21 protein-coding genes and 1 riboswitch are annotated in these 24,863 nt (G+C 58.8%); of the genes, 18 read left to right on the forward strand and 3 right to left on the reverse strand.

Annotated features, from left to right (window positions below; all coding sequences use genetic code 11):
• Window positions 1-70: 70 nt before the first annotated feature.
• A complete protein-coding gene (locus BAR1_RS18075) occupies window positions 71-247 on the reverse strand; it encodes a hypothetical protein (RefSeq protein WP_162891826.1) in 177 nt (58 codons plus the stop codon).
• Here BAR1_RS18075 and BAR1_RS16885 point away from each other — a divergent pair.
• From BAR1_RS16885 to BAR1_RS16895, 3 genes are all read left to right on the forward strand, one after another.
• A complete protein-coding gene (locus BAR1_RS16885) occupies window positions 246-614 on the forward strand; it encodes a DUF1636 family protein (protein ID WP_118944108.1) in 369 nt (122 codons plus the stop codon). The two genes, BAR1_RS18075 and BAR1_RS16885, sit on opposite strands and share 2 nt — an antisense overlap.
• Window positions 611-1,546: an adenosylcobinamide-phosphate synthase CbiB gene (gene cbiB, locus BAR1_RS16890; protein ID WP_118944109.1), complete on the forward strand. Its 936-nt coding sequence runs from the start codon at window positions 611-613 to the stop codon at window positions 1,544-1,546. Before BAR1_RS16885 ends, cbiB begins: the two co-directional genes overlap by 4 nt.
• A gap of 65 nt (window positions 1,547-1,611) precedes the next feature.
• Window positions 1,612-2,793 carry a lytic murein transglycosylase gene (locus BAR1_RS16895; protein ID WP_118944110.1) on the forward strand — a complete coding sequence of 394 codons (1,182 nt, stop codon included), beginning with the start codon at window positions 1,612-1,614 and terminating at the stop codon, window positions 2,791-2,793.
• Window positions 2,794-2,850: 57 nt separating this feature from the next.
• Here BAR1_RS16895 and BAR1_RS16900 read toward each other — a convergent pair whose 3' ends face one another.
• Entirely contained in the window at window positions 2,851-3,327 is a 477-nt protein-coding gene (locus BAR1_RS16900) for a YbjN domain-containing protein (RefSeq protein ID WP_118944111.1), read from the reverse strand.
• 80 nt (window positions 3,328-3,407) lie between these two features.
• Window positions 3,408-6,863 (reverse strand): chromosome segregation protein SMC, encoded by a 3,456-nt coding sequence (gene smc / locus BAR1_RS16905; RefSeq protein ID WP_118944112.1) that lies wholly within the window; start codon window positions 6,861-6,863, stop codon window positions 3,408-3,410.
• 204 nt (window positions 6,864-7,067) lie between these two features.
• Window positions 7,068-7,287, forward strand: a riboswitch (cobalamin riboswitch).
• A gap of 35 nt (window positions 7,288-7,322) precedes the next feature.
• Here smc and BAR1_RS16910 point away from each other — a divergent pair.
• From BAR1_RS16910 to BAR1_RS16980, 15 genes are all read left to right on the forward strand, one after another.
• Window positions 7,323-7,499, forward strand: a complete 177-nt coding sequence (locus tag BAR1_RS16910) for a CbtB domain-containing protein (RefSeq protein WP_118944113.1) — start codon at window positions 7,323-7,325, stop codon at window positions 7,497-7,499.
• A 3-nt stretch (window positions 7,500-7,502) separates the two neighbouring features.
• Window positions 7,503-8,240, forward strand: coding sequence for a CbtA family protein (locus BAR1_RS16915; protein ID WP_118944114.1), 738 nt, complete (start codon window positions 7,503-7,505; stop codon window positions 8,238-8,240).
• Window positions 8,241-8,300: 60 nt separating this feature from the next.
• The gene (gene cobW / locus BAR1_RS16920) at window positions 8,301-9,371 is read left to right on the forward strand and encodes a cobalamin biosynthesis protein CobW (protein ID WP_118944115.1); all 1,071 of its coding nucleotides are present in this window, start codon (window positions 8,301-8,303) and stop codon (window positions 9,369-9,371) included.
• Window positions 9,371-9,820: a GNAT family N-acetyltransferase gene (locus tag BAR1_RS16925; RefSeq protein ID WP_118944116.1), complete on the forward strand. Its 450-nt coding sequence runs from the start codon at window positions 9,371-9,373 to the stop codon at window positions 9,818-9,820. The genes cobW and BAR1_RS16925 overlap by 1 nt, the downstream gene beginning before the upstream one ends.
• Entirely contained in the window at window positions 9,820-13,530 is a 3,711-nt protein-coding gene (gene cobN / locus BAR1_RS16930; protein WP_118944117.1) for a cobaltochelatase subunit CobN, read from the forward strand. Before BAR1_RS16925 ends, cobN begins: the two co-directional genes overlap by 1 nt.
• A 99-nt stretch (window positions 13,531-13,629) precedes the next feature.
• Window positions 13,630-14,001 (forward strand): hypothetical protein, encoded by a 372-nt coding sequence (locus BAR1_RS16935; protein ID WP_118944118.1) that lies wholly within the window; start codon window positions 13,630-13,632, stop codon window positions 13,999-14,001.
• Complete coding sequence (locus tag BAR1_RS16940) at window positions 13,998-14,801, forward strand: hypothetical protein (RefSeq protein WP_118944119.1); 804 nt, start codon at window positions 13,998-14,000, stop codon at window positions 14,799-14,801. The genes BAR1_RS16935 and BAR1_RS16940 overlap by 4 nt, the downstream gene beginning before the upstream one ends.
• A gap of 214 nt (window positions 14,802-15,015) precedes the next feature.
• Window positions 15,016-16,599: a phosphate ABC transporter substrate-binding/OmpA family protein gene (locus tag BAR1_RS16945; protein ID WP_118944120.1), complete on the forward strand. Its 1,584-nt coding sequence runs from the start codon at window positions 15,016-15,018 to the stop codon at window positions 16,597-16,599.
• 70 nt (window positions 16,600-16,669) lie between these two features.
• Entirely contained in the window at window positions 16,670-17,614 is a 945-nt protein-coding gene (locus BAR1_RS16950; RefSeq protein WP_118944121.1) for a type IV pili methyl-accepting chemotaxis transducer N-terminal domain-containing protein, read from the forward strand.
• A 222-nt stretch (window positions 17,615-17,836) separates the two neighbouring features.
• Window positions 17,837-18,652, forward strand: a complete 816-nt coding sequence (locus tag BAR1_RS16955; protein WP_118944122.1) for an FAD binding domain-containing protein — start codon at window positions 17,837-17,839, stop codon at window positions 18,650-18,652.
• Window positions 18,649-21,369: a molybdopterin-dependent oxidoreductase gene (locus tag BAR1_RS16960; protein WP_118944123.1), complete on the forward strand. Its 2,721-nt coding sequence runs from the start codon at window positions 18,649-18,651 to the stop codon at window positions 21,367-21,369. Before BAR1_RS16955 ends, BAR1_RS16960 begins: the two co-directional genes overlap by 4 nt.
• A complete protein-coding gene (locus BAR1_RS16965; protein ID WP_118944124.1) occupies window positions 21,366-22,832 on the forward strand; it encodes a 6-hydroxynicotinate reductase in 1,467 nt (488 codons plus the stop codon). The genes BAR1_RS16960 and BAR1_RS16965 overlap by 4 nt, the downstream gene beginning before the upstream one ends.
• Complete coding sequence (locus tag BAR1_RS16970; protein ID WP_118944125.1) at window positions 22,829-23,683, forward strand: UPF0280 family protein; 855 nt, start codon at window positions 22,829-22,831, stop codon at window positions 23,681-23,683. Before BAR1_RS16965 ends, BAR1_RS16970 begins: the two co-directional genes overlap by 4 nt.
• Window positions 23,676-24,257 (forward strand): amino acid synthesis family protein, encoded by a 582-nt coding sequence (locus BAR1_RS16975; RefSeq protein WP_118944126.1) that lies wholly within the window; start codon window positions 23,676-23,678, stop codon window positions 24,255-24,257. Before BAR1_RS16970 ends, BAR1_RS16975 begins: the two co-directional genes overlap by 8 nt.
• A complete protein-coding gene (locus tag BAR1_RS16980; RefSeq protein ID WP_118944127.1) occupies window positions 24,254-24,838 on the forward strand; it encodes an amino acid synthesis family protein in 585 nt (194 codons plus the stop codon). The genes BAR1_RS16975 and BAR1_RS16980 overlap by 4 nt, the downstream gene beginning before the upstream one ends.
• The last annotated feature ends 25 nt before the right edge of the window (window positions 24,839-24,863 follow it).

A 24,863-nucleotide genomic window follows, 5' to 3' on the forward strand; every position in this document is an offset into this window, starting at 1 on the left:
ACCGGCCCAAACAGGTCAGGTGACAGGAACATATGCTCCCGACGACGCTGGTTTTGATCCCCTGTTTGGGTCAATCATCCACCAGCCAACCGTTCTGGCCCTTTGGGCTTCGTCTGATCCAGCTATAGGACGGCAGTGCTGTCACTGCAAACGGATTCACGACAGACAGGGCGCATTTGGCGACATCCCTCTTGCAATCGGGCGGGTAATCCGTTTCATCGGCAAAGGAAGCAAAGGAAACCCGCATGACCACCACCATCACCATTTGCGACACCTGCAAGCGCGAGGGCTGGGATGAAACCACCGGCAAAACCGACGGCGAGGCACTGGCCGACCTGATCGAGACCGCCGCAGCCGGCACCGCCGTGAAAACCCGCCGGTTTTCCTGCCTGATGGGCTGTGACCGTGCCTGCAATGTCACCATTCAGGCCGAGGGCAAGCTGAACTACACCCTTGGGCAATTCACCCCCACACCCGAAGCGGCCGAAGCCATTGTTGCCTATGCCGCCCTGCACGCCGCCAGCACATCGGGACAGGTGCCCTATCGCAATTGGCCACAGGCGATAAAGGGGCACTTTACCACCCGTCATCCACCACTACCGAGCGACGAATGAATACCGCGCTGATCCTTATTCTGGCCATGCTGCTGGACGCCATCCTGGGCGAGCCAAAATGGCTGTGGTCCCGCGTGCCGCATCCGGCGGTGCTGATGGGGCGGGCTGTGGGGTGGCTGGATCAGAACTTCAACACCGGCGTAATCGGTATAGACCCAAAGGAACGCAAACGCAGCGGGATCCTGACCATGGCCGCACTGGTTCTGGCGGCGTGGATTATCGGGGTAATCGTCTCTAACCTGCCGGATTTTGGTATTTTAGAGATCATTCTGGCCGCAATGCTGCTGGCCCAGAAAAGCCTGACCCAGCATGTCGCCGCCGTGGCCGATGCCCTGCGCCTGTCCACCGCTGACGGGCAGTTGATGGTGGCGCGGATTGTCGGGCGCGATACGGCGGCAATGGACGATACCGCCGTGGCCCGCGGCGCAATCGAAAGTGCGGCGGAAAACCTGTCGGACGGGGTGATCGCGCCTGCCTTCTGGTTCCTGTTGCTGGGGCTGCCCGGTCTGCTGATCTACAAAATCACCAACACAGCGGATTCGATGATCGGCTATAAAACCGAACGCCACGCCGATTTCGGCTGGGCCGCCGCACGGCTGGATGATGTGCTGAACTACATCCCAGCCCGCCTGACCGCCCTTCTGATTGCTGTTACCAACCGCGCCCTGAACAAATGGCGCCTGATCCTGCGCGACGCACCGCTGCACCGTTCCCCCAACGCCGGCTGGCCCGAAGCGGCTATGGCAGTCACGCTAGACATCGCCCTGTCCGGCCCACGCAGCTATCACGGGCAGATGCGCGAATTCCCTTATGTCCACCCCGAAGGCCGCCGCACCCTGACACCCGATGACATAGATGCGGCGGTAGAGGTGTTGTGGCGGGCATGGGGTGGAATGGTTGCAATTGTCGCCATCGTGGCCCTGTTCACCTGACCTATTGCCACCGGCCGCAGCCCTGCTAATCTGCGCCCGAATTGGTATTTTGAAAGGCCTCTTTTATGCGTAACCCGATTTTCCCGATGCTGGCGGCGCTTTGCCTAACCCTGACGCCCGCTTATGCAGCCAGTCAATGCGGTGGCAATTTCAGCAGCTTTGTTGCCAATCTGAAAAAAGAGGCCATCAGCAAAGGCCACGACCGCGCCACGGTGGACCGGTTCTTTGCCTCGGTCCGGCAAGACCCGAAAACCCTGAAGGCGGATCGATCGCAAGGGGTGTTCCAGAAAGACTTTATTGCCTTTTCCCGGGCCCTGATCAGCAAATCCCGCCTGAACAAGGGCATCACCAACGCCCGCAAATACGACCGCGTGTTTGACCGTATCCAGCAGCAATACGGCATCAACCGTGGCGTTTTGCTGGCCTTCTGGGCGTTTGAAACCGACTATGGCGCAGTTCAGGGCAATTTCAACACAGTGAATTCACTGGTCACACTGGCGCATGACTGCCGCCGCCCGCAACTGTTTCGCCCACAGGTTTTCGCGGCACTGGAACTGTACGAGCAAGGCGATCTATCCCCGACCAAAACCACCGGCGCATGGGCCGGGGAAATCGGCATGGTGCAAATGCTGCCCGCCGATATTCTGGAAAACGGTGTGGATGGCGATGGCGACGGGCATGTCAGCCTGAAAACTTCGCCTCCGGATGCATTGATGTCGGGGGCAAAAATGCTGTCCGGCCTTGGCTGGAGACCGAACGAGCCATGGTTACAGGAAATTGTAGTGCCGGCCAATCTGGACTGGTCCAAAACTGGTTTGAATCACCAGCAAACAGTCAAGCAATGGGCGCAGATGGGCGTTAAGGCGCGGGCGGGATCACTGGCATCCGGCAAACTGCCTGCCTCGGTTCTGCTGCCGATGGGGCGCAAGGGGCCTGCGTTTCTGGCCTATCCGAATTTCAGCGTCTATTTCGAGTGGAACCAGAGCATGGTCTACGTCACCACCGCCGCCTATTTCGGCACGCGGATCGAAGGGGCCAAACCCTATATTGCGGGCAAGCCCGATCCGGCGCTAACTGGCAAGCAAATGAAAGCCTTGCAGAAAAAGCTGGCCGCGCGTGGTTACGATGTGGGTAAAATTGACGGTATTCTGGGCGCCAAAACCCGCGCCGCCATTCAAGCCGAACAAATCCGGCTGGGCCTGCCTGCCGATGCGTGGCCGACAAAGGCACTGCTTAACAAGCTGTAAAAACCAAAAAGCCCCGCGCGGAATGCACGGGGCTTTTGTATTCTCGGGGTTAGTGGATTACCACTCGATGAAGTCTTCGAAATCCTCGACCAGCAGGCGCCACCAATCTAGATCATCGGCAAAGTTTTCATTGCCCAGACCATCAAAATCCATATTCACATCCATTTCCAGGAACGGGTCACCCTCGTCATCGATATAGGCCTTGGCGAAACGCTTGTCGCGGTTCCATTCATTGATTTTCAGCGCGCTGATACCGTTGTTCAGGTCATAGCCTGCCTTGAACATGATCGAAGCGCAGTTCAGGTTGTCTTCGCAACCATAGAAGTAGACCGAAAATTTGGTGTCGGAAATACGGCTGGAAATCTTGGGATCACCGCCTGAATCTTTGCCCATGGTTGCGACCATGCCAAAATCCTGCATCGCCTTCATCACTGCTGCCGCATTTTTTGCAGTAATTTGCGCCATTGCAGCTGTACTGCCCACAACAAATGCTGCGACTGTCAGCCCGGTAAATAGTTTTGCTTTAAAAGTCATTGGGTCACCTTTTTCATCAAAGTTGGAATTTAGTGCAACTGAAACAAATATCGATCGGATGGTCAATGTGATTTACGGCCTTAGGCGACCATTGCCTCGGCTTTTTTCAGGTCAACACTTACCAGTTGGCTGACGCCCAGCTCGCCCATTGTCACCCCGAACAACCGATCCATCCGCGCCATTGTCACCGCGTGGTGGGTGATGATCAGGAACCGCGTGTCGGTGCGGCGCGTCATTTCGTCCAGCATGTCGCAGAACCGCGTAACGTTGGCGTCATCCAGCGGCGCGTCCACCTCGTCCAGCACACAGATCGGGGCAGGGTTGGCAAGGAACACTGCAAAAATCAGGGCCAGCGCGGTCAGGGTCTGCTCCCCGCCGGACAACAGCGAAAGTGTTGACAGTTTCTTGCCCGGCGGCTGGCACATGATTTCCAGACCCGCCTCGAGCGGGTCATCGCTTTCGACCAGAACCAGTTTGGCTTCGCCACCGCCGAACAGGTGTTTGAACAGCATGCTGAAATTCGAATTCACCTGCTCGAACGCCGTCAAAAGGCGCTCGCGGCCTTCTTTGTTCAGACTGGCAATGCCGGTGCGCAGTTTCTTGGTGGCCTCTTCCAGATCGATCTTTTCGTTCAGCAGGGTGTCGTGCTCTTCCTGCACCTCGCGGGCATCTTCCTCGGCCCGCAGGTTCACAGCCCCCAACGCATCGCGCTGGCGTTTCAGGCGGTTCACATTGGATTCGATGCTTTCGGATGACGGTATCTGATCAGGGTCGGTATCCAGTTCCTCAAGCAGGTTTTGCGGCGTGGTTTCCAGCTCTTCGGCAATCCGTTCGGCGGCATAGGCCACGGTTTCCCGCGCCGCATCTGCCCGCGCTTCGGACCGCGCCCGCGCCTCGCGCGCCTCGGAGGCCGCGCGTTCGGCATCGCGTTCACCGTCCACGGCCTGACGCAAGGCGGTTTCGGCCTCGGCCAGTTTATCGGCGGCGGCACGGCGACGGACCTCGGCATCGCCAATCGCATCAGCCAATTCGTCCCGCTTGGCGGCAATTTCTTCGGGGGCGGCGCTGGCCTCTTTCAACTCGGCCTCGGATTGGCCTTTACGTTCTTCCAACTCAGCAATCCGCTTTTCGGCGGTTTCCAGACGGTGGCGCCAGCCGGAAATCTCTTTGGTGATTTCCTGACTGCGCTTCACGCGGGCCTCGCCTTCGCGGCGCAATTCGTCATGGGCAGAGCGTTTGGACATCATGGTGATCCGCGCGGCCTCGACCGTCATTTTGGTGTCTTCCACCTCGGCGCGCGCGGCCTCCAGATCGCCCAGATCGGCCACGGCTTTGTCCGCCTCGGCCAGACGCTGGCGCGCCTGCATCGCCTCTTCCTCGAACCGCGTTACGGCAAGGCCAAGGTTTTCCAGTTTGCCCGCCGCAATGCTTTGATCCGCCTCGGCGCGGGACAGGGCACGGTTGGCATCAGCCACGGCACGATCCGCCTCGCGGCGGGCCTCGCGGGCCTGCTGATCCTCGAGGGTCAGGCGTTTCAGTTCCTCGGACAGCAATTCATGGGCGCGGGTAGCACCCTCGGCGCGCGCGCTGGCCTCTTCCAGATCGCGTTTCAGTTCGACCAGACGGTTTAGCTGTTGCAACCGCAGGGCCGCCGCACTTGGCGCATCTTCGGCACCGGCACGGAACCCGTCCCAGCGCCATAGATCACCGGCCAGACTGACCAGCCGCTGACCCGGTTTCAGATCTTTTTGCAACCGCGCCCCGTCGGCAAAATCGACCAAACCGATCTGGCTGATCCGCCGTGCCAGAACCTCGGGCACGGTGACGTAGTTCGACAGAGATTTCACGCCATCCGGCAGGGATTGTGCATTGGAATAGCCCGGCAAAACCGCCCAGCCAGACAGCGCGTCCGGCCCGACCTGCGGCGCACGCAGATCATCGGCCAAGGCCGCGCCCAGCGCCTTTTCATAGCCCGATTGCACCCGCACGGCATCCAGCACCTGACCACCCTCGGCGGTGTCGCGTTCAACCAGTTTTGCCAGCGCGCCAACCTCGGCCCGCAGCGCATTCGCTTCGCCTTCGGCCTCGGAGCGTTCGGCGCGGGCATCCACCTCGCGCGATTGCGCTTCGGCGCGGGCGTCATCGGCCCGCAACAGGGCCTCTTCCGCCGCTTCCGATGCCGCCGCCGCCACCACCTGCGCCGCTTGTGCTGTTTCAAGATCCGCCAGGGCCTTTTCCAGCGCCGCCTTTGATCCGGCAACCGCCTCGCGCGCGCGCTCGGCCTCGGCTTCGTTTTTCTCCAGCGTCTTGCGGCTGTCCTCTTGCAAACGGTGCGCCGAATGGTGTCTGGCCGACAGCCGCGCCACATCTTCGGTCATCTGGGTCAGGGCCGCTTCGCGCTCTTGCAACACGCTCGCCGCATCGCGGGCGGCTTCGGCGGCTTCTTCAACCCGCGCCTCGTGGCCTTCACCGGCCTTGGCGATCTGCGCCTGTTCCCATTCCAGCCGTTCAATGGTTTCGCCCGCATCCCTGTTCAAGCCCGCTTCGCGCTCCATGTCATGGGTCAGCTGGCTGATCCGCGCCTTCAGCGTTTCGATCATCTGTAACGCGCGGGCCTCCTGATCCTGCAAGGTATCGCGCTGCACCGTCAAGCGCTGCAACACCGCGGCTGCAATCGCCTCTTCTTCACGCAGCGGCGGCAGCTTCTCCTCGGCCGCTTCGCGGGCCTTGGTCGAGGTCCGTGCAGCCCCTTCGGCCTGTGCCGCCAGTTTGGTGCGGTCGGTCAGTTCGGCCTGTGTCTTGGCCTGCGCCTCGTCCGCCTCTTTCCAGCGGCGATACAGCAACAGCCCTTCGGCTTTGCGCAGATCATCGCCAATGGTGCGATACCGCGCCGCTTGCCGTGCCTGCCGTGCCAGTTGCGCCAACTGGCTGGCCAGTTGCTCGATCACATCCTCGACCCGCGCCAGATTGGTCTCGGTGCCTTTCAGCTTCAGCTCGGCCTCGTGACGGCGCTGGTAAAGGCCGGAAATACCCGCCGCCTCTTCCAGAACGCGGCGGCGGTTCTTGGGCTTGGCGTTGATCAGTTCGGAAATCTGCCCCTGACGCACCAGCGCCGGCGAATGGGCACCGGTCGAGGCATCGGCAAACAGCATCTGCACATCCTTGGCGCGCACATCCTTGCCGTTGGCCTTATAGGCGCTGCCCGCGTCCCGCGTGATCCGGCGCACGATTTCCAGCGTGTCCTGATCATTGAAACCAGGCGGGGCCAGACGGTCGGAATTGTCGATCGTCAGGACCACTTCGGCAAAATTGCGGGCAGGGCGGCTGGAAGCACCGGCAAAGATCACATCCTCCATCCCGCCGCCACGCATCGCCTTGGCGCGGGTTTCGCCCATCACCCAGCGCAGCGCCTCGAGCAGGTTGGATTTACCGCAACCGTTCGGCCCCACAACACCGGTCAGCCCGTCCGCGATCACCAGATCGGTCGGGTCGACAAAGCTTTTAAAGCCATTCAGCCTGAGTTTCGAAAATTGCAAAGCGCCTGTAAGCCTTCTGATTCCAATAGAATGTAAATCTGACGGGGCATTTGGGTGTGAGTCAACGCATAACCACATAATCTGCCTGCTTTGGGCGACTTATCCACAAGATATTGCGCTTTTACGCATAAATCTGCCGATTCAGTAGGGCGCGAAAAAGCTGTTGAATGTCGCAAACCCACTTGACCCGGATCAACAAATGCCTGCAAACAGGGTGGGTAAGGTTCCCCGCACGGGCGTTTCAACGCTTGGGGATGAAACTGGGAATGTGGTGATGGTGACCCAAACAGGGGCCAGATGCCACAGCCGCCCCCGCGACTGTAAGCGGAGAGTGCACGTCAATATCCACTGGGGAGATCCCCGGGAAGGAGGCAGCGCACATCGACCCGCAAGCCAGGAGACCGGCCTGACATTTTTGAAACCGACCTGTCGGGTGTGACAGGACAAGGAGACGCTAAAATGAAGACTTTGAACCAGACCCAAGCCCGCGCAACCGTAGATACCGGCCTACTGCCCATTCTGTCGGCCGTCGCTGCCGGTGTATTCCTGATCTACTTTACCGGCTTTGCGCAGGCTGCACAGTATCACGACTCGGCCCACGATACACGCCACACGCTGGCCTTTCCCTGCCACTAACATATGACCACACGTTTGTTTACCAGCGCGCTGTTTGCTGGGCTGATAGCAGGGCTGATTGCCGTCCTGCTACAGTGGTCGCTTATGGAAAACCTGATTCTTGAGGGCGAGGAATACGAAACCGGGAATAAAAGCCATTTTGGCGGCGTTCTTGTGATCAACGAAACGCAAGAGGCGGCGAGCCCCGATGCTACGCAAGCAGAAGATCCCGCGCCGGCGGAAGACGAAGAAAGCCTGTTTACACGCTATTCTCTAGCCTTCTTTGCCGACTTCACCACCTTTGTCGGTTGGGCATTGCTGATGGTGGCCGGATTTGCACTTGTTGAACGGTTCGGACAACGGATAACGATAAAGGATGCAATTATCTGGGGGGTTGCAGGATTTGCCGCAATCCAGATCATGCCGGGGATCGGATTGGCCCCGGAATTGCCGGGAACACCTGCTGCCGAGCTTGAGGCGCGGCAAATGTGGTGGGTAACAACGGCGATATCCTCGGCGCTGGCCTTTGCCCTGTTCGGGTATGGGCGCACGGTTTTATATGTTGCGATCGGCATTGCGCTGCTGATTGCACCACATCTAATCGGCGCACCGCGGCTGGAAGGCTATGCCGGTTTGGCACCACCGGAGCTGGCGGGGGAATATGTCGCGCGCTCCTATGCTGTGGCCTTTATATCGTGGGTCGTGCTGGGACTTGCCGCCGGTTACTTCTGGAACCGGGGCAACGCCGCGCAGACTGCATAAACATCAAAGCGGGGCTTTCGGGCCCCGTAAATTCTTGGAACTTGATCAGGACTAATCCTTATGGCCGCTAAAATCCCCGCAACTGTTGTCACCGGCTTCCTTGGCGCCGGTAAAACCACGCTGATCCGGCATATGCTGGACAATGCCAATGGAAAACGCATTGCCCTGATCATCAACGAATTCGGTGATCTGGGGGTGGATGGCGATATCCTGAAGGGCTGTGGGGATGAAACCTGCAATGACGACGACATCATGGAGCTGTCGAACGGCTGTATCTGCTGCACCGTCGCCGATGAATTCATCCCCACCATGCAAAAGCTGCTGGAACGCGAAACCCCGCCCGACCATATCGTGATCGAAACCTCGGGTTTGGCCCTGCCGCAACCACTGGTGCGCGCCTTTAACTGGCCCGAAATCAGCACCCGCGTGACGGTGGACAGCGTGGTGACGGTGGTGGACGGCAAGGCCGTGGTAGATGGCCAGTTCGCTGCCAATGTCGCCGCTGTGGATGCCCAGCGGGCGCAGGATGACAATCTTGATCATGAAACGCCTTTGTCGGAACTGTTTGACGACCAGATCGCCTGCGCCGACATGATCGTGGTGAACAAGGCCGATCTGCTGACAGACGAAGAATCCGCCGCGTTAGTGACCGGTTTGCGCAAGGATTCCCGTGATGGCGTGCAGGTGGTCAAGGCCGTGATGGGCGCTTTGCCGGCGGATGTTCTGCTGGGACAGGGCATGGGGGCCGAGGATGATCTGGGATCGCGTCACGAGGTGCATCACCACCATCATCACGATGATGACGAGGACGGCCACCACCATGATCACGAACATGAACACGGTCACGATGAATTCCAGAATTTCGTGGTGAACACGGGCGAAATATCCGACCCCGCCGCCTTTACCGCCAAAATCGCCGATGTGATCCGCACACACAATATCCTGCGCCTGAAAGGCTTTGCCGCCGTGGCCGGCAAACCCATGCGCCTGACCATTCAGGCCGTCGGCCCGCGCGTGGACAGCTATTTCGACCGCCCCTTCGCCGCAGGCGAGGATCGCGGCACAACGCTGGTGGTGATTGGGCAGGCCGGTCTGGATCAGGCCGCCATCACCAAGGCCCTGAGCGCCTGATGCTGATTGTCGAACAGGGTGATCCGCGCGCACCACAGGCCACGGCGCTGTTGCAGGCCAGCCATGCCCTGATGGAACGCCTGTTCCCGCCCGAGGACAACCACTACCTGTCGATCGACGCCCTTTGCACCCCCGACATCCGGTTCTTCATCGCCCGCGAAGGCGATACGGTGCTGGGCTGTGCCGCGCTGGCCAACAAGGGTGATTATGGCGAGGTGAAATCCATGTTTGTGTCCGAGGACGCACGCGGCAAAGGCGTAGCCGACGCCCTGTTGCGCCAGCTTGAGGATTACGCGCGGGAACTGGACCTGCCCGTGATGCGGCTGGAAACCGGCGACCTGTTGCACGCCGCGCACCGGCTGTATGAACGCCACGGCTTTGCGAAATGCGCACCGTTCGGGGATTATGTGGCGAACAAGACAAGCGTATTTATGGAAAAGCGGATCTAATGCACCTTCTTGCGGCAACTCCGGGCAGTATCGACGACGGCAAGGAACCCGTTGATCTGGGGCAAACTCCGGCCGACGTGGTGTTCATTTCCGCCGCCGATACCGAACTGGCCGCTCTGTCAGAGGCTCGCGCGGAAATGGCCGATGCCCCCACCCTGCGGCTGGCCAATCTGACCCACCTGCAACACCCGATGTCGGTCGATCTGCATATCGAGGCCTGCGCCAGTAAATCGAAACTGGTGATCGCCCGCGTGCTGGGCGGGGCGGGCTACTGGAAATACGGGCTGGAGCAATACGCCGCCCATCTGCATGACGCAGGCGTGCCCTTTGTCGCCCTGCCCGGGGACGACAAACCCGACCCCGACCTGTGGCGCCTGTCCACGGTTGCGCGCGAAGATTACGATGCACTCTGGGCCTATATGGTCGAGGGCGGACCGGCCAACGCCAGCGGCTTTCTGGCCTATACCCGCGCCATGCTGGAAGGCACCGACAAACCCGCCGCTGCCACACCACTGTTGCGGGCCGGGGTCTATTGGCCCGGCGCAGGCGTGGCCGATCTGGCGGCAGCGCGGGCGAACTGGACCGATGCCGCCCCCGTCGTGCCGCTGATCTTTTACCGCGCTTTGGTGCAGGGCGCAGGGCTGCACCCCATAAACCGCATGGTCAAGGCACTGTTACGCCAGGGGCTGAACCCGTTGCCGGTGTTTGTGGCATCCCTGAAAGATCCCGTATCGGTTGCCACGCTGGAACAGTTGTTCACCACCGCCCCGCCGGATGTGATCCTGAACTGCACGTCCTTTGCCGTGGGTTCCCCGCATCAAGGGGACCATCACGCGGGGGCATTGAACCCCCTTGCGATGGAGGCCGCCAAGGGTTGCACGGTTTTTCAGGTGGTGCTTGCGGCCTCTTCCGAGGAGGCGTGGGAGGACGGGTTGACCGGCCTGTCTGCCCGCGACATCGCGATGAACGTCGCCCTGCCCGAAGTGGACGGGCGGATACTGTCCCGCGCGATATCCTTCAAGGGCGAGGCCTATTTTGACGAGGCCACCGAATGCCCCATCGCCGCCTATCGGGCGCGGGGGGATCGGGTAACTTTTGTTGCGGAACTAGCGGCAAACTGGACCCGTCTGCGCCGCGAGGTGCCGGAAAAGCGCAAAGTCGCGCTGGTGCTGGCGAACTATCCGAACAAGGACGGACGGCTTGCCAACGGGGTCGGGCTGGATACGCCTGCCGCCACGATGCATGTGCTGGAACTGCTGTCCGATGCAGGCTATTTCGTCTCTAACCCGCCTGAAAACAGCGATGATCTGATGCAGGCCATCCTGAAGGGGCCGACAAACTGGCTGACGGATCGTGCGCAAAAATCCGGCGGTGTGCAGATGGGCATGGCGGATTACCAGATCGCCTATGATCAACTGCCTTATGAGGTGCGCCAGCGGATCGAGGAACGCTGGGGTGCGCCGGAACAGGATCCGTTTTACACGGCGGGCGAGGTCGATTGCGGGTATTTCGCCCTGTCGGTTCTGCAATTCGGCAATGTGATCGTCGGGCTGCAACCGGCACGCGGCTATAACATTGATCCGACCGACACCTACCATTCCCCCGACCTTGTGCCGCCGCACAACTATCTGGCGTTCTATTTCTGGCTGCGGCTCCAGTTCGGTGCCCATGCGATTGTGCATATGGGCAAACACGGCAATCTGGAATGGCTGCCCGGCAAGGCGCTGGCACTGTCGGAAACCTGCCTGCCCGAAGTGGTGCTGGGGCCGATGCCGCATATCTATCCGTTTATCGTGAATGATCCGGGCGAGGGCACGCAAGCCAAACGCCGCGCCCAAGCCGTGATCATCGACCACCTGACGCCACCGCTTACGCGGGCCGAGACCTATGGGCCGCTGAAAGAGCTTGAGGCACTGGTGGATGAATATTACGAGGCCGCAGGCGTTGACCCGCGCCGGATTGAGCATCTGCGCCGTGAAATCCTGTCGCTGACCTCGGTCACGGGGCTTGATCAGGATGCGGGGCTATCTGGTTCGGACGAGGAAAGCGATCTAGCCAAGCTGGATGCCTATCTGTGCGAATTGAAAGAGGCGCAGATCAGGGACGGGTTGCATGTGTTCGGGCAGTCGCCCTGCGGCACGCTGGAACGTGATCTGGTGATCGCGCTTGTCAGGGTGCCGCGTGGGGACGGGGCGGGTGAAAATGCGTCTCTGATACAGGCAATTTCGCAAGATTTGGGACTGGGGTTTGATCCTCTGGATGCTGATATGGCCGCCGCATGGGAAGGGGCACGGCCCGATGTTCTGGCCTCGGTTTCCGGTGACAACTGGCGCAGCACGGGGGATACGATCGAGCGGCTGGAGGTGCTGGCAATTGAATTGATCGAGGGCAGGGCCAGCGCATGCGGGGAAGCTACGACTAAGGTTCTGGAACACATAGAATCTACCGTTTTTCCCCGTGTTAGAAACTGTGGACCAAAGGAAGGGGCGGGTCTTCTCACCGCCCTTTCAGGGCACTTCGTCGCCCCGGCGCCATCCGGCGCGCCCACCCGCGGGCGTCTGGATGTTTTGCCGACAGGGCGAAATTTCTACAGCGTAGACAGCCGCGCGGTGCCAACGCCGACGGCTTGGACGCTGGGCTGGAAATCGGCCAACCTGCTGATTGAAAAGCACCTGCAAACCCACGGTGACTGGCCGCGCACAATGCTGCTGACCGCATGGGGCACCGCCAATATGCGCACCGGTGGCGATGACATTGCCCAATGTCTGGCCCTGATGGGGGTCAAGCCGACGTGGGACAATGCCAACCGGCGGGTCACAGGATTTGAGATATTGCCCCAAGGCGTGCTGGGCCGCCCGCGTGTTGATGTCACCCTGCGGGTTTCCGGCTTTTTCCGCGATGCTTTCCCGCAGTTGATTGCGCTGATTGATAGCGCCGCCCGCGCGGTGATGGCGCTGGACGAGCCGGATGACCTGAACCCCGCCGCCGCGCGGTTCCGGCAGGAAGGCGAGGAGGGCAGCTTTCGCGTGTTCGGCTCGAAACCCGGCGCATACGGGGCTGGTTTGCAGGCGATGATTGACGAACGGCTGTGGGCGGATAAGGCAGATCTGGCCGAGGCCTATCTGGAATGGGGCAGCTATGCTTATGGCAAAGGGGCAGAGGGGCGCAAAGACAGAACCGCGCTTGAAACCCGTCTGGGACAGGTCGAAGCGATTGTGCAAAATCAGGACAACCGCGAACACGATCTGCTGGACAGTGACGATTACTATCAGTTCGAAGGCGGCGCGGCGGCGGCGGTTTCCACCATTCAGGGAAAAGACAGGCCGATCTATCATAATGACCATTCCCGCCCCGAACGCCCTGTGATCCGCACGTTAGAAGATGAAATCGGCCGCGTGGTGCGGTCGCGCGTGGTAAACCCTAAGTGGATCGAGGGTGTCAAACGGCACGGCTACAAGGGCGCGTTTGAAATGGCCGCGACGGTGGATTACCTGTTCGCCTTTGCTGCCACAACGGGAGCGGTGCGCGGGCATCATTTTGATCTGGTCCACGCGGCATTTCTGGAAGACGACGACACCCGCGACTTTATCGCCGAACACAACGCCCCTGCGTTGCGCGAAATAGCCCAGCGGTTGAATGAAGCGATAGAGCGTGGGCTGTGGGTTCCGAAATCAAATTCGGCACGGGTGCGAATTGAATCTCTGCTTTGAGAAAACCTTGGTTTTGTTGGGTGACAATTCGCCTTTGATAGTGGTATTTGTCAATCGGCTGTGACTCTGAATTGCAGACGTTAAACCGGAAAGACCGAAATGATAGATATTTCTGAACAACTGGACGCGATCAATGCGGCATTTGATTCTGTTCGCATCTCCGCATTTGCCGATCTGTCGGTTCAATTGATTCTGGCTGACTCGTCTAAATCCGACATTGGCCAAGAGCTTCTGGATGAAATGTGCATTCAGGCCGCCAATGCGTTTGAATGTCCGGCCATATCATCTGACAATTCATTGATAGACCCACCTGTAGAAGCTATCGTTATGACAGACAAAGGAATCCTGTTAACCCTGCGTTCAACCGAGTTTTCACCAAATGCACTAATATTCGAGTGCGACTATGATATTAATCTGAAGGACATCTTGACGATGGCGCGGGATACTTTGAAAAAAACAGGTGCAGAATGATCAAGTCGCAAGACATCATGAAGCGGCTGAAATCCCTTGGAAACAGATCACGCTTCAACCAGAATAATGCCCGTATTATTGCTTCGGGCAATCCGGATGATAACCTCGGGGCGCTGCTTCAGGAAATCAACGAAACTATTCTTGCCCGGGTTCTGGAATTCCACACCGATACAGGTGCCAAACTATGCCTCGACGTAATCGGGCGGCGTGTATTGCATATTTCCGAATTGCAAATACCGTCAGGTAATGAAACCGCTAATCCAGTGATTGGCACCCTTTTATCCGAATCCGAACATCTGGAACTGTTTCTTCAAACCGTATCCCGGTTCACCAAAGATGCAAATGAACTGTCGGTTATTGCATCAACCCCGAAACAGGAGTTTGATTCAAGCACTGTGGGCCTTCAGGCCGGACGGCTGATTAAAAGTATCCCTGAATTAGGCAATACCGAAGAACCGGCGATCGAAACCGGAAGTGCAGCACTTCAGATTTTAACAAGCACCTCAGATATAACCGACTGGTTGATTTTGAAGGGCGAAGATGCCGGTGTGAATTCAGGCGATTCAACTAATGTTGCCGCACTGGAAAAAGTTGCTGAAAGTAACGTCGATAAATATGAATCCTATCTGGATCAATTCACGACAAACCCCAATGAACCCGCCGCAGCGATTGTTGGCACATTGTCGGGGAATCGGGAATCAATTCTTTGTTTTCGTATCGGCGAGCAACTCGGGTTAGCAGTCATCAATGGGGATGCAACCCCGTTAATCATTAATAAATGGCGCGATTTACACAACTAGGACGGTCTTTTTACACGTCTCAATTGCATTCATAATTATGCCTCAATAACATCCTGTTATATCTAATTGTCGCCTTAAATTTTCCTTAAATAATCATTAGCAGCCAAAGCAATCCCAGAGAACCTGCGTTGTTTCAGGCTGCTCTACCCATTAGTGCCTCCTTGCTTTTGCAATTAACCAGTAGGCCGAATTACCTGTTACAGGAGATAAGACATTGAAAACTTATTTGAACACAGGCCGTAAGCGCACTTTGCGCATGGCTGCTCTCACCACATCATTGCTGCTTTCAAGCGTTGCCTTTGCCGGCGAGGTTACTCTGAAATCTGCCGATGGTACTGTCGACCTGAAAGGTGATCTTGTTGAATTCAAGGATGACAACTACGTCATTCGCACCGCATTGGGCGAATTGGCCATATCATCCAGCCGCGTCCGCTGTGAAGGCGCTTCGTGCCCAACGTTTGATACTGCGGTAACAGATGTACATTTCTACGGTTCAGAAGCCGTGGGCCTTGGGGTTATGCCACTTCTTCTTAGTGGGTATGCCGCCAATATGAATGCCGAAATCAAAATCACCGAAACCCAGAACGAAGATGAAACTCTGGCAAACCTTGTTGCGGACAACGGATTTGGTGACGAGATCGGTTCGTTCCTGGTAACTTCCACATCTTCTGGCGATGCTTTTGACGCTTTGCTAAATGATGAAACTGGAATCGGTATGTCTTCCCGCCGGATCACACCGGCCGAAGCCCGCGCCCTTCGTGCGGCAGGCAAAGGCAATATGATCAGCATTGATCAGGAACATATCCTTGCCGTTGACAGTCTGGTTATTATTGTGAATCCGGACAATGGTGTCGAAACGGTCTCGATTGAAGACCTTAAGGGGATCTACTCGGGCGCAATCACCAACTGGAGCCAGTTGGGTGGCGCAGATCTGCCGATTCAGGTTGTTTCCCGCGCAGAAGGCACAGGGACATACGAAGTTTTCCAGAACCGCGTATTTGGCAAAGATGCTCACTCGGCACCTGAAGGGGCAATTGTCGAAAATGATAGCAATAAGGTTGCCGCTTTTATCAACGAAAACCCCGGTGCAATCGGTTATGTTGGCTATGCTTTCCAACGTGGCGCCAAGCCGCTTAACCTTGTCAACGAATGCGGGATCACTTCTTCGCCGGATCCATTCTCGGCTAAAACCGAAGAATACGCGCTCCAGCGTCGCATGTATCTGTATAACACAGAAAACCCTGCACCAAAGATTAACGACTTTATTTCTTATGCAACTTCGGATGCCGCTGATGGCGTGATTTCCAAAGCCGGGTTTATCGATCTGGGGATTATCAGCCGGGAACAGGCTCTGGACAGCCCGCGCGCGGCTTCTCTTTTGAATGCCGATGTTGATGCATTCGAAGGCAATGTCATCCGTGAAATGCTGGCAGAGATGACCAAATATGACCGCCTGTCCACAACTTTCCGTTTCAACCTTGGTTCATCGCAACTGGATGAACGTGGTCTGATGGATATGGAGCGTCTGGCAAACTATCTGGCGGATCAGCCAAAAGGCACCCGTGTTGAAATGGTAGGCTTCACCGACAACGTCGGTTCGTTCGAGGCAAACAAGAAACTAAGTCTGGGCCGCGCGCAGCAAGTTATTGCAAAGCTGCAAGAGGTTGGTGGCGACCGGGTTGCGAACATTGAATTCGAAGCCTCCGGTTTCGGTGAAATTTCGCCGACTGGCTGTAATAACTCTGAAGCTGGCCGTGGCGCCAACCGTCGGGTTGAAGTGTGGTTGGCCAAAAACTAACGGCACAATCAGCTAAACAAGTTTTACCGAGTGACTGGAGCCTCATCCAGCCAGTACGAGGAATTGGATAATGAAACTGACGAGTAACATAAGCGGATTGCGCACAGCCCTAAGGGCTGTGACGCTATCCACCTTCACCATATTAACTTTTGGACTACCCACATTTGAAGCAAAGGCTGAAACCGCCGCAATCAACAACACAAGCCATGATGATGGTGGCAACCAAAGGATAAACTACTCTGGCAAACTGCGTATGCTTAGCCAAAGAATGCCGGCCGCTGCTTGCGTTATAGCCTATTCTGGCAATTCCGAATCAGCCGTTCAAGCACTGGGCGCAGCCAGCGTCGAATTTGGAAAAATACTGATCTCTCTCAGAGATGGCAATCCAGATATGGGTATTATTGGAGCCGAAAAGAGGCGCAATACGCTAGCCAAACTTGATGAAATCAAGGTCCTGTGGGAGCCTTTCCACGCAGCAATCAATGATATTCTTGAAGGTAAGAACATTGATGCATCCATGAAGTATCTTTCAGAGAACAACATGGCACTATTGGGGGCGGCAAAGGCGTTGGTGACAGAAGAGTCCGCCGAGTATTCCAACCCCGCCGAATTAACTCAGGCTGACGCTCTTCTAATCGATTTTGCCGGTCGCCAGCGCATGTTGACCCAAAAAATTGCCAAAGAGAGCTGCGGCGTCGAAACCGGTAATGCACCGCTGGGGTCAGTTGACGACATGAAATCGACGATTTCAATGTTTGAAATGACTCTGGGTGCGCTTCGGGATGGTATGCCTGCTGCCGGGGTCAAAGCCCCGCCAACCGATGAAATCCATAACAGTCTGGTCGCCGCGACCGAACACTGGACTGAAACCAAATCACTTCTGGAAAGCATTGCTGGCAAAGGCTCGATCGGTAGCGAAAAGCAGGATCAGCTATTTGATTTGCTGACACAGGGGCTAAAAGAAATGAACGCGATTACCGGCCTGTATACCGAGTATTCCAAATCGGCGAATTAAGCCTGCCTTCATTGAAAGCATCAACCAGACGCCCGGTTCACTTGATGGATCGGGCGTTTTTATTTGTCCTGTATGGTCCTCCTCAGGGGTCGAGACGGCATATATATAGGTGGCATGCCACCAAACCCACCCGTGCGTCACAGGAATTGACAAACTCTTGCCCCTCCTCATATCATTCGTGCGCTAACAAAAATAAATCACCGCGCCAACAGGGGGCCATTCGTGACCTATTTCGCGCCCGAGACCTTGGACGATGCGCTTGCGCATCTGGACACCACCGCCATGTCGATTGTGGCGGGGGGGACGGATTTTTTTTCCTCGATGGGATCGGCGCCGCTGGTGATACTGGATGTCAGCCGGATCAGCGGTCTGCGCGGGGTTTCGCAGGATATTGCGAGTTGGCGCATTGGCGCCGCGACAACATGGACCGATGTTATCAATGCTGATCTGCCCGCCGCCTTTGACGGGCTGAAACAGGCCGCACGCGAGGTCGGATCACAGCAAATCCAGAACACGGGCACGGTTGCGGGCAATCTGGTCAATGCCTCGCCCGCCGCCGACGGTGTGCCGCCGTTGTTGACATTGGATGCGCAGGTGGAACTGGCCTCGGTGCGGGGTGCGCGGATTTTGCCATTGTCCGAATTCATCACCGGTGTGCGCCAGACCGCTTTGCAGGCGGGGGAAATGGTGACGGCCATTCTGATCCCGCCGCAGCCGGACCATGCCCGGGCGAGGTTCAGCAAACTGGGAAGCCGGAAATATTTGGTGATTTCCACAGCGATGGTCGCTGCCGTGATTGCCCGCGACGCACAGGGGCGGATTGATCATGCCCGCGTGGCCGTCGGGGCCTGCTCGCCCGTGGCGCAACGCCTGCCTGTGCTGGAGGCCGACCTGATCGGCACCACCACAGATGTGCAAATCACTGCCGCCCATCTGTCCCCGCTTGCCCCGATCAATGACGTGCGCGGCAGCGGTGAATACCGGCTGGACGCTGCTGCCGAACTGATCCGCCGCACCATATCGGGGGCCAGCGCATGACCGATTTCACCCTGAACGGCAAACCCGTTTCCACCACCCCCGCCACCGGCGAACGCCTGTCCGAAACCCTGCGCGAAAGCCTTGGCGCGCGGGATGTGAAAATCGGCTGCAACGCGGGCGATTGCGGCGCCTGCACCGTGCTGCTGGACGGCACCCCCGTTTGCGCCTGCCTGACCCCGACCCAACAGGCCGAGGGGCGGCAGGTGCATACCTTGACCGGCCTGCAAGGTGATGAAATCACCGCCCGTCTGCGCGACAGATTTCAGGATTTCGGCGCGGCCCAATGCGGCATCTGCACCCCCGGCATGATGGTCGCCGCCGTGGCCCTGCTGCGCGAAAATCCCGACCCGACCGAACAACAAGTGCAGAATGCGCTTGGTGGTGTGCTATGTCGCTGCACCGGCTATCGCAAGATTATCGAGGCCGTTCTAGCCGTTGCCAACCCCGCCCCTGCGCTGGTCGATGCCAAGGGCCACGCCGGCGCCGCCATCCGCCGTCTGGACGGGCAAGCCAAGGTCGAGGGTCGCGAGGCATTCGGCGATGACATCGCCCCCGCCGGCACGCTGGAAATCCTGATCATCCGTTCACCCTACCCACGCGCGACGTTTGAGCTGGGTGATATGGACGGATTTGTCGCTGCGCATGACGGGATAGAGGCCATTTTGACCGCCGCCGACATCCCCGGCCAGAACCGCTTTGGCGTGATCCCCGATTTCGCCGACCAGTCCGTGTTCGCCGTGAACGAAACCCGTTTTCGTGGCGAAGCCGTGGCGGCCATCATCGCTACCCCCGATTTCATCCGCCGGTTTGATACCGGCGATTTTCCGGTGACATGGAAGCAACTGGATGATGTCCAAACCTTTTATCAAGCGCTGGATGCCTCTGCCCCGCAACTGCACGCGGACCGCAAGGGCAACATCATGTGCGGCGGCTTTGTAAAATGCGGTAATCCACAGGCAGCGCTGGACAATGCCGACATCACCGTTCAGGCCGATTTCACCACCAGCTTTGTCGAACACGCCTATATCGAACCCGAGGCCGGATTTGCGCAGATGGTCGATGGCCGCGTCGAAATCCACGCCTGCACCCAAGCCCCAATCATGGACCGCGACGCGCTGGAGATCATCCTTGCGATGGACGCCAGCCAGATCCGCATTGTCCCGACCGGCGTTGGCGGCGGCTTTGGCGCGAAGCTCGATTTGTCAGTGCAGCCCTATCTGGCACTGGCCACCCTGAAAACCGGCAAACCCGTGCGCCTGACCTACAGCCGCACGGAATCGATGCAATCCACCACCAAACGCCACCCCGCGCAGATCAGCCTGCAAATCGGGGCCAAGGCGGATGGCAAACTGTCAGGTTTCAATTTCTTCGGGTATTTCAACACCGGTGCCTATGCCAGCTGGGGGCCGACCGTGGCCAACCGCGTGCCGGTTCATGCCTCGGGTCCCTACCGCATCGCCGATTACCGCGCCGAAACCCAGGCGGTGCACACCCATTGCCCGCCCTCTGGCGCGTTTCGCGGGTTCGGGGTGCCGCAATCGGCGGTGGCGCAGGAAACCCTGTTTGACGAACTGGCGGAGAAACTAGGCATGGACGCGCTGGAATTCCGCCTGAAAAACGCGCTGGATAATGGCGTGCCCACCGTCTGCGGGCAGGTGTTTGAACAGGGGGTCGGGATCAAATCCTGTCTTGAGGCTCTGCGTCCCGCTTGGGATTCCGAACGCACCAAGGCCGCCGCCTTCAATGCCGAAAACGAAACCCTGAAGATGGGCGTTGGCCTTGCCGCCGGCTGGTATGGCTGTGGTAATACCTCGCTGCCCAACCCCTCGACCATAAAATCGGGCATCCGTGCGGATGGCACTGTGGTGCTGCATCAGGGCGCGATGGACATCGGCCAAGGGGCCAACACGGTGATCGCGCAAATCTTTGCCACCGCTTTGGGGGTGCCGGTGCAGCAAATCACCCTGATCGGACCGGATACGGATGTGACACCGGACGCGGGCAAAACCTCGGCCTCGCGCCAAACCTATGTGTCGGGCAACGCCGCGCGGCTGTCAGGGCAGGCCCTGCGCACGGCTATTCTGGCACAGGTCAACGCGGACAAAGCGGCGGCGCTGGCGTTTGGCGACGGGGTGATCACGGTGACCGATGGTAACCAGACCCACCGGATCGACCTGAGCCAACTGCCCATCAATTCCGAGGGCTACACTTTCCATGCCGAAGAAACCTACGACCCCCCGACCAAGCCGCTGGACGAAAACGGCCAAGGCATCCCCTATGCCCAGTTCGGCTATGCCGCGCATCTGGTGGTGGTGACGGTGGACACCGCATTAGGGCTGGTGAAGGCACAAAAATTCGTGGCGGCGCACGATGTGGGCCACGCCATCAACCCGATGCTGGTCGAAGGCCAAGTGCAGGGCGGCATCGCGCAGGGGCTGGGCATGGCATTGATGGAAGAATACCTGCCGGGGCGCACCGAGAACCTGCATGATTATCTGATCCCCACAATGGGCGACATGCCCCCCGTGGAAACCCTGATCATCGAGGCCCCCGATGCCCACGGCCCCTATGGTGCCAAGGGGTTGGGCGAACATGTGCTGATCCCCACAGCCCCCGCCATCCTGAACGCCATTTATAACGCCTGTGGTGTGCGCATCCGCCATCTGCCCGCCACACCGGCACGGGTGCGCGCGGCCATTCTGGAGGCCGGCAAATGACCGCCAAACCCGAAAAAATCCGCTGCGATGCCTGCCCCGTGATGTGTTATATCGCCGACGGCAAAATCGGCGCTTGCGACCGTTACGCCAACCACGGCGGCGATCTGGTGCGGCTGGACCCGCTGACAGTGCTGGAAACCAGCCCCGATAAACTGGTGCCCTTTATGAAAGACACCGGCGGTTCGGACTGGGACGGCGATCTGCTGCAATCGGAGAAATCGTTCATCACCGCCGTTGGGGCCGGCACCACCTACCCCGATTACAAACCCGCCCCTTTCATCGTTTCGCAGGAAGTCGAGGGCGTGGATATGGTCACCGTAGTGACCGAAGGCATCTTTTCCTACTGCGGCGTGAAGGTGAAAATCGACACCGACCGCCATATCGGATTTGAGCGCGAAGCGGTTCTGGTGGATGGCGAGCCGATCGGGCATGTGATGACGTCCGAATACGGCTCGAAAATGCTGTCTTTGGGCGGGGTCGATCACCTGACGGGTGGGTCAAAAAAAGAGGGTCGCGTGACCTGTGACGCCCTGCTGCGGCTGTGCAACCGCGAGCCGGTCGAGATGCAGATCGGTGACATTTCCCTTGTGGTGCAGGCGGGGCAGCCGCCGGTGATCAATGGCGCGCCGGAAAGGCTGATGCGGGTTGGCTGTGGCTCGGCCACCATTGGCATGTTTGCCAAACAATGGGTCGATCATGTGGACGAAGTTGTGGTGGTCGATGACCACATCACCGGCGTTCTGTCGGAACATCAGGCGGGCAAGCTGCTGGATGTGCCGCCGACGGGCATCAAGATACTGGGGCGGCGTTCGACCCCCGGGCGCTATTTTCGGGTGGCGGAGCCGGGCACCGGCTGGGGCGGCACCGATATTGACGACCCGCTGACCATCCTTGGCCCGTTTAACGCAAAAATCGCGTGGGAAGGGCTGCGCCTGTTGATGGTTTCAACCACCGGCGAGCAATACGCATATTTCATGCTGGACGCCGACCTGAAACCGCAACCCGCCGAAATTCCGCCCGCGCTGAAACTGTCGGCGGAACGGATCGCGGAAAATTGCGAACCCTCGCTGTGCTCGGTGCTGTTCATGGCTGGCGCTGGTGGATCGCTGCGGGCGGGGGTCACCGAAAACCCTGTGCGCCTGACCAAATCGGTGAAGGATTCGCTGACCTATGTGTCCTGCGGCGGGGCCGAGGCCTATATCTGGCCCGGCGGCGGCATCACCGTGATGGTGGATGTGATGGAAATGCCGACGGGGTCTTTCGGCTATGTCCCCACGCCCGCCTTGGTCGCGCCGATCGAATTCACCCTGCGCAAATCCGATTACGCGGCGCTGGGTGGCCATATGGAGGAAATCCGCAGCACCGCCGATGTGCTGGCCGCCGACAACCGCACCCTTAGCCATAACCAAAGCCAGCCGCATCCGCATGACCACCGGCATTATCGCTGGAAGGATGGGTCATGACAGGGGTTCAGGCAAGAATGCTGTCCGGCAACCGGCTGCATTTACAGCACGGGCCGATTGATCTGGTGATCGGGGCGGATGGGGACCGTGCACGCGCCTTTGCCGCCGCGCGCAACCGTTTTGACACGATTTTGACTGAGTTAGTGACTGAATTGGACTGTTTACGCCGCCCCATGCACCCCAACACACCCGCCCCCTTAGGAGCAGTTGCCAATCGAATGCACGATGCCTCCCTGCCGTTCAGTGAAGCCTTCGTCACCCGCATGGCCGCTGTCGCCGGTGCCGTGGCAGACGAGGTATTGCAAGCTATGACTGACGCAACCGCCCTGCGCCGGGCCTATGTGAACAACGGCGGCGATATTGCTCTGCATCTAACCAAAGGCGAACGGTTCACCATGGCAATGGCGGGGCTGGATGGCCGTGATCTGGGGCGGATCGAGATCAGCCACAGTGACGGGATAGACGGCATCGCCACCAGTGGCCAAGGCGGACGCAGCCTGTCTTTCGGGATTGCTGAATCAGTCTCTATTCTCGCCAAAAACGCCGCGACTGCCGATGTGGCCGCCACGCTGGTTGCCAACGCGTTGAACCTGCCGAATCACCCTGCCATCCACCGCACCCCCGCCCATGATCTGCATGATGATACCGATCTGGGCGACCGGCCCGTTGTGACCCGCTGTGATCCGTTAAGCGCAACCGATATCGAAACCGCCCTGACCAACGGCACCTGCACCGCCCGCGCTATGCTCGATCAAAAACAAATCCACGCAGCTGCCCTGTTCCTTCAAGGGCAGAGCCGCACTCTTGGCCATCAATTCACGCCCCAACACAGGACCATTGCCCATGCCTGACGTCATCCTGCGCAAAACCGTTTCCGTCGTCGAGGAAATCTATCACGAAGGCGGACCTGTCGCCGAAATCCCGCACAGGCGCGGCTCGGTTCTGGCGATCATCCGCAACCCGTTTGCGCACCGATACGAGCCGGACATTCAGGGCTTTATCGACGATCTGCGGCCGCTGGGCCTGCAAATGGCACAAAAACTGGTGGACCTGCTGGGCGGGCCTGACAAAATCGAAGGCTACGGCAAAGGCGCGCTGATTGGCGAAGGCGGCGAGCTGGAACACGGGGCGCTGTGGCACGCGCCCGGCGGCTATGCCATGCGCGAACTGCTGCCGGTCTGCAACGCCATCGTGCCTTCTACCAAAAAGGTGGGCGGTGTGGGTGCGCGACTGGATGTGCCGATCACCCATATCAACGCCGCCTATGTGCGCAGCCATTTTGATTCGATGGAGGTCGGCTGTAACGATGCGCCGCGCGCTGACGAAATGGCGCTGGCGCTGGTGATGACAACCGGGCCGCGTATCCACAGCCGTTCCGGCGGGCTGGAAGCGGCGGATATTATTGGAAAGGATGGCCTAAGATGAGTGCAAAGATACGCAAAATCGCCGTGTTTATCGAGGAAACCCACCGCGAGATGGAGCGCGAAATCACGCCCCCAACCCGCAAGGCGGTGGCCGTGGCAGTGATCAAAAACCCCTTGGCCGGTGAGTATCACGAGGACCTGACCCCGCTGATGGACATCGGCGCGGAGCTGGGCGAATTGCTGGGGAATCGGTGTGTTCAGGCGCTGGGGATCAAACCCGAACAGGCCGAAAGCTATGGCAAATCCGCGATGGTCGGCGAGGCGGGCGAATTGGAACATGCCGCCGCGATCCTGCATCCGAAACTGGGCGCGCCCTTGCGCAAGGCAGTGGAAAAGGGGGCGGCGCTGGTGGCGTCATCAAAGAAGATGGGCAGCCCCGGTCAGGTGCTGGACGTGCCGCTGGGCCACAAGGATGCGGCCTATGTCCGCAGCCATTTCGACGGCATCGAAGTGCGCCTGAACGACGCTCCGCGTGCGCGTGAAATCATGGTCGCCGTGGCCGTCACCGACAGCGGCCGGCCCCTGCCGCGCGTGGGCGGGTTGGAAGCCAGGGACGCAGTTGGCAAAGACGGTCTGAAGTAGCCGGTTTCGCCTGTCATTGTGATGC

It is taken from the genome of Profundibacter amoris (genome assembly GCF_003544895.1).
GTDB classification, from domain to species: Bacteria; Pseudomonadota; Alphaproteobacteria; order Rhodobacterales; family Rhodobacteraceae; genus Profundibacter; species Profundibacter amoris.

Excerpts from the sequence above, each read along its gene's own strand:
- BAR1_RS16885 (WP_118944108.1), top strand. The coding sequence starts at position 246 with ATGACCACCACCATCACCATTTGCGACACCTGCAAGCGCGAGGGCTGG.
- BAR1_RS18075 (WP_162891826.1), bottom strand. The coding sequence starts at position 247 with ATGCGGGTTTCCTTTGCTTCCTTTGCCGATGAAACGGATTACCCGCCC.
- cbiB (WP_118944109.1), top strand. The coding sequence starts at position 611 with ATGAATACCGCGCTGATCCTTATTCTGGCCATGCTGCTGGACGCCATC.
- BAR1_RS16895 (WP_118944110.1), top strand. The coding sequence starts at position 1,612 with ATGCGTAACCCGATTTTCCCGATGCTGGCGGCGCTTTGCCTAACCCTG.
- BAR1_RS16900 (WP_118944111.1), bottom strand. The coding sequence starts at position 3,327 with ATGACTTTTAAAGCAAAACTATTTACCGGGCTGACAGTCGCAGCATTT.
- BAR1_RS16910 (WP_118944113.1), top strand. The coding sequence starts at position 7,323 with ATGAAGACTTTGAACCAGACCCAAGCCCGCGCAACCGTAGATACCGGC.
- BAR1_RS16915 (WP_118944114.1), top strand. The coding sequence starts at position 7,503 with ATGACCACACGTTTGTTTACCAGCGCGCTGTTTGCTGGGCTGATAGCA.
- cobW (WP_118944115.1), top strand. The coding sequence starts at position 8,301 with ATGGCCGCTAAAATCCCCGCAACTGTTGTCACCGGCTTCCTTGGCGCC.
- BAR1_RS16925 (WP_118944116.1), top strand. The coding sequence starts at position 9,371 with ATGCTGATTGTCGAACAGGGTGATCCGCGCGCACCACAGGCCACGGCG.
- cobN (WP_118944117.1), top strand. The coding sequence starts at position 9,820 with ATGCACCTTCTTGCGGCAACTCCGGGCAGTATCGACGACGGCAAGGAA.
- BAR1_RS16935 (WP_118944118.1), top strand. The coding sequence starts at position 13,630 with ATGATAGATATTTCTGAACAACTGGACGCGATCAATGCGGCATTTGAT.
- BAR1_RS16940 (WP_118944119.1), top strand. The coding sequence starts at position 13,998 with ATGATCAAGTCGCAAGACATCATGAAGCGGCTGAAATCCCTTGGAAAC.
- BAR1_RS16950 (WP_118944121.1), top strand. The coding sequence starts at position 16,670 with ATGAAACTGACGAGTAACATAAGCGGATTGCGCACAGCCCTAAGGGCT.
- BAR1_RS16960 (WP_118944123.1), top strand. The coding sequence starts at position 18,649 with ATGACCGATTTCACCCTGAACGGCAAACCCGTTTCCACCACCCCCGCC.
- BAR1_RS16965 (WP_118944124.1), top strand. The coding sequence starts at position 21,366 with ATGACCGCCAAACCCGAAAAAATCCGCTGCGATGCCTGCCCCGTGATG.
- BAR1_RS16970 (WP_118944125.1), top strand. The coding sequence starts at position 22,829 with ATGACAGGGGTTCAGGCAAGAATGCTGTCCGGCAACCGGCTGCATTTA.
- BAR1_RS16975 (WP_118944126.1), top strand. The coding sequence starts at position 23,676 with ATGCCTGACGTCATCCTGCGCAAAACCGTTTCCGTCGTCGAGGAAATC.
- BAR1_RS16980 (WP_118944127.1), top strand. The coding sequence starts at position 24,254 with ATGAGTGCAAAGATACGCAAAATCGCCGTGTTTATCGAGGAAACCCAC.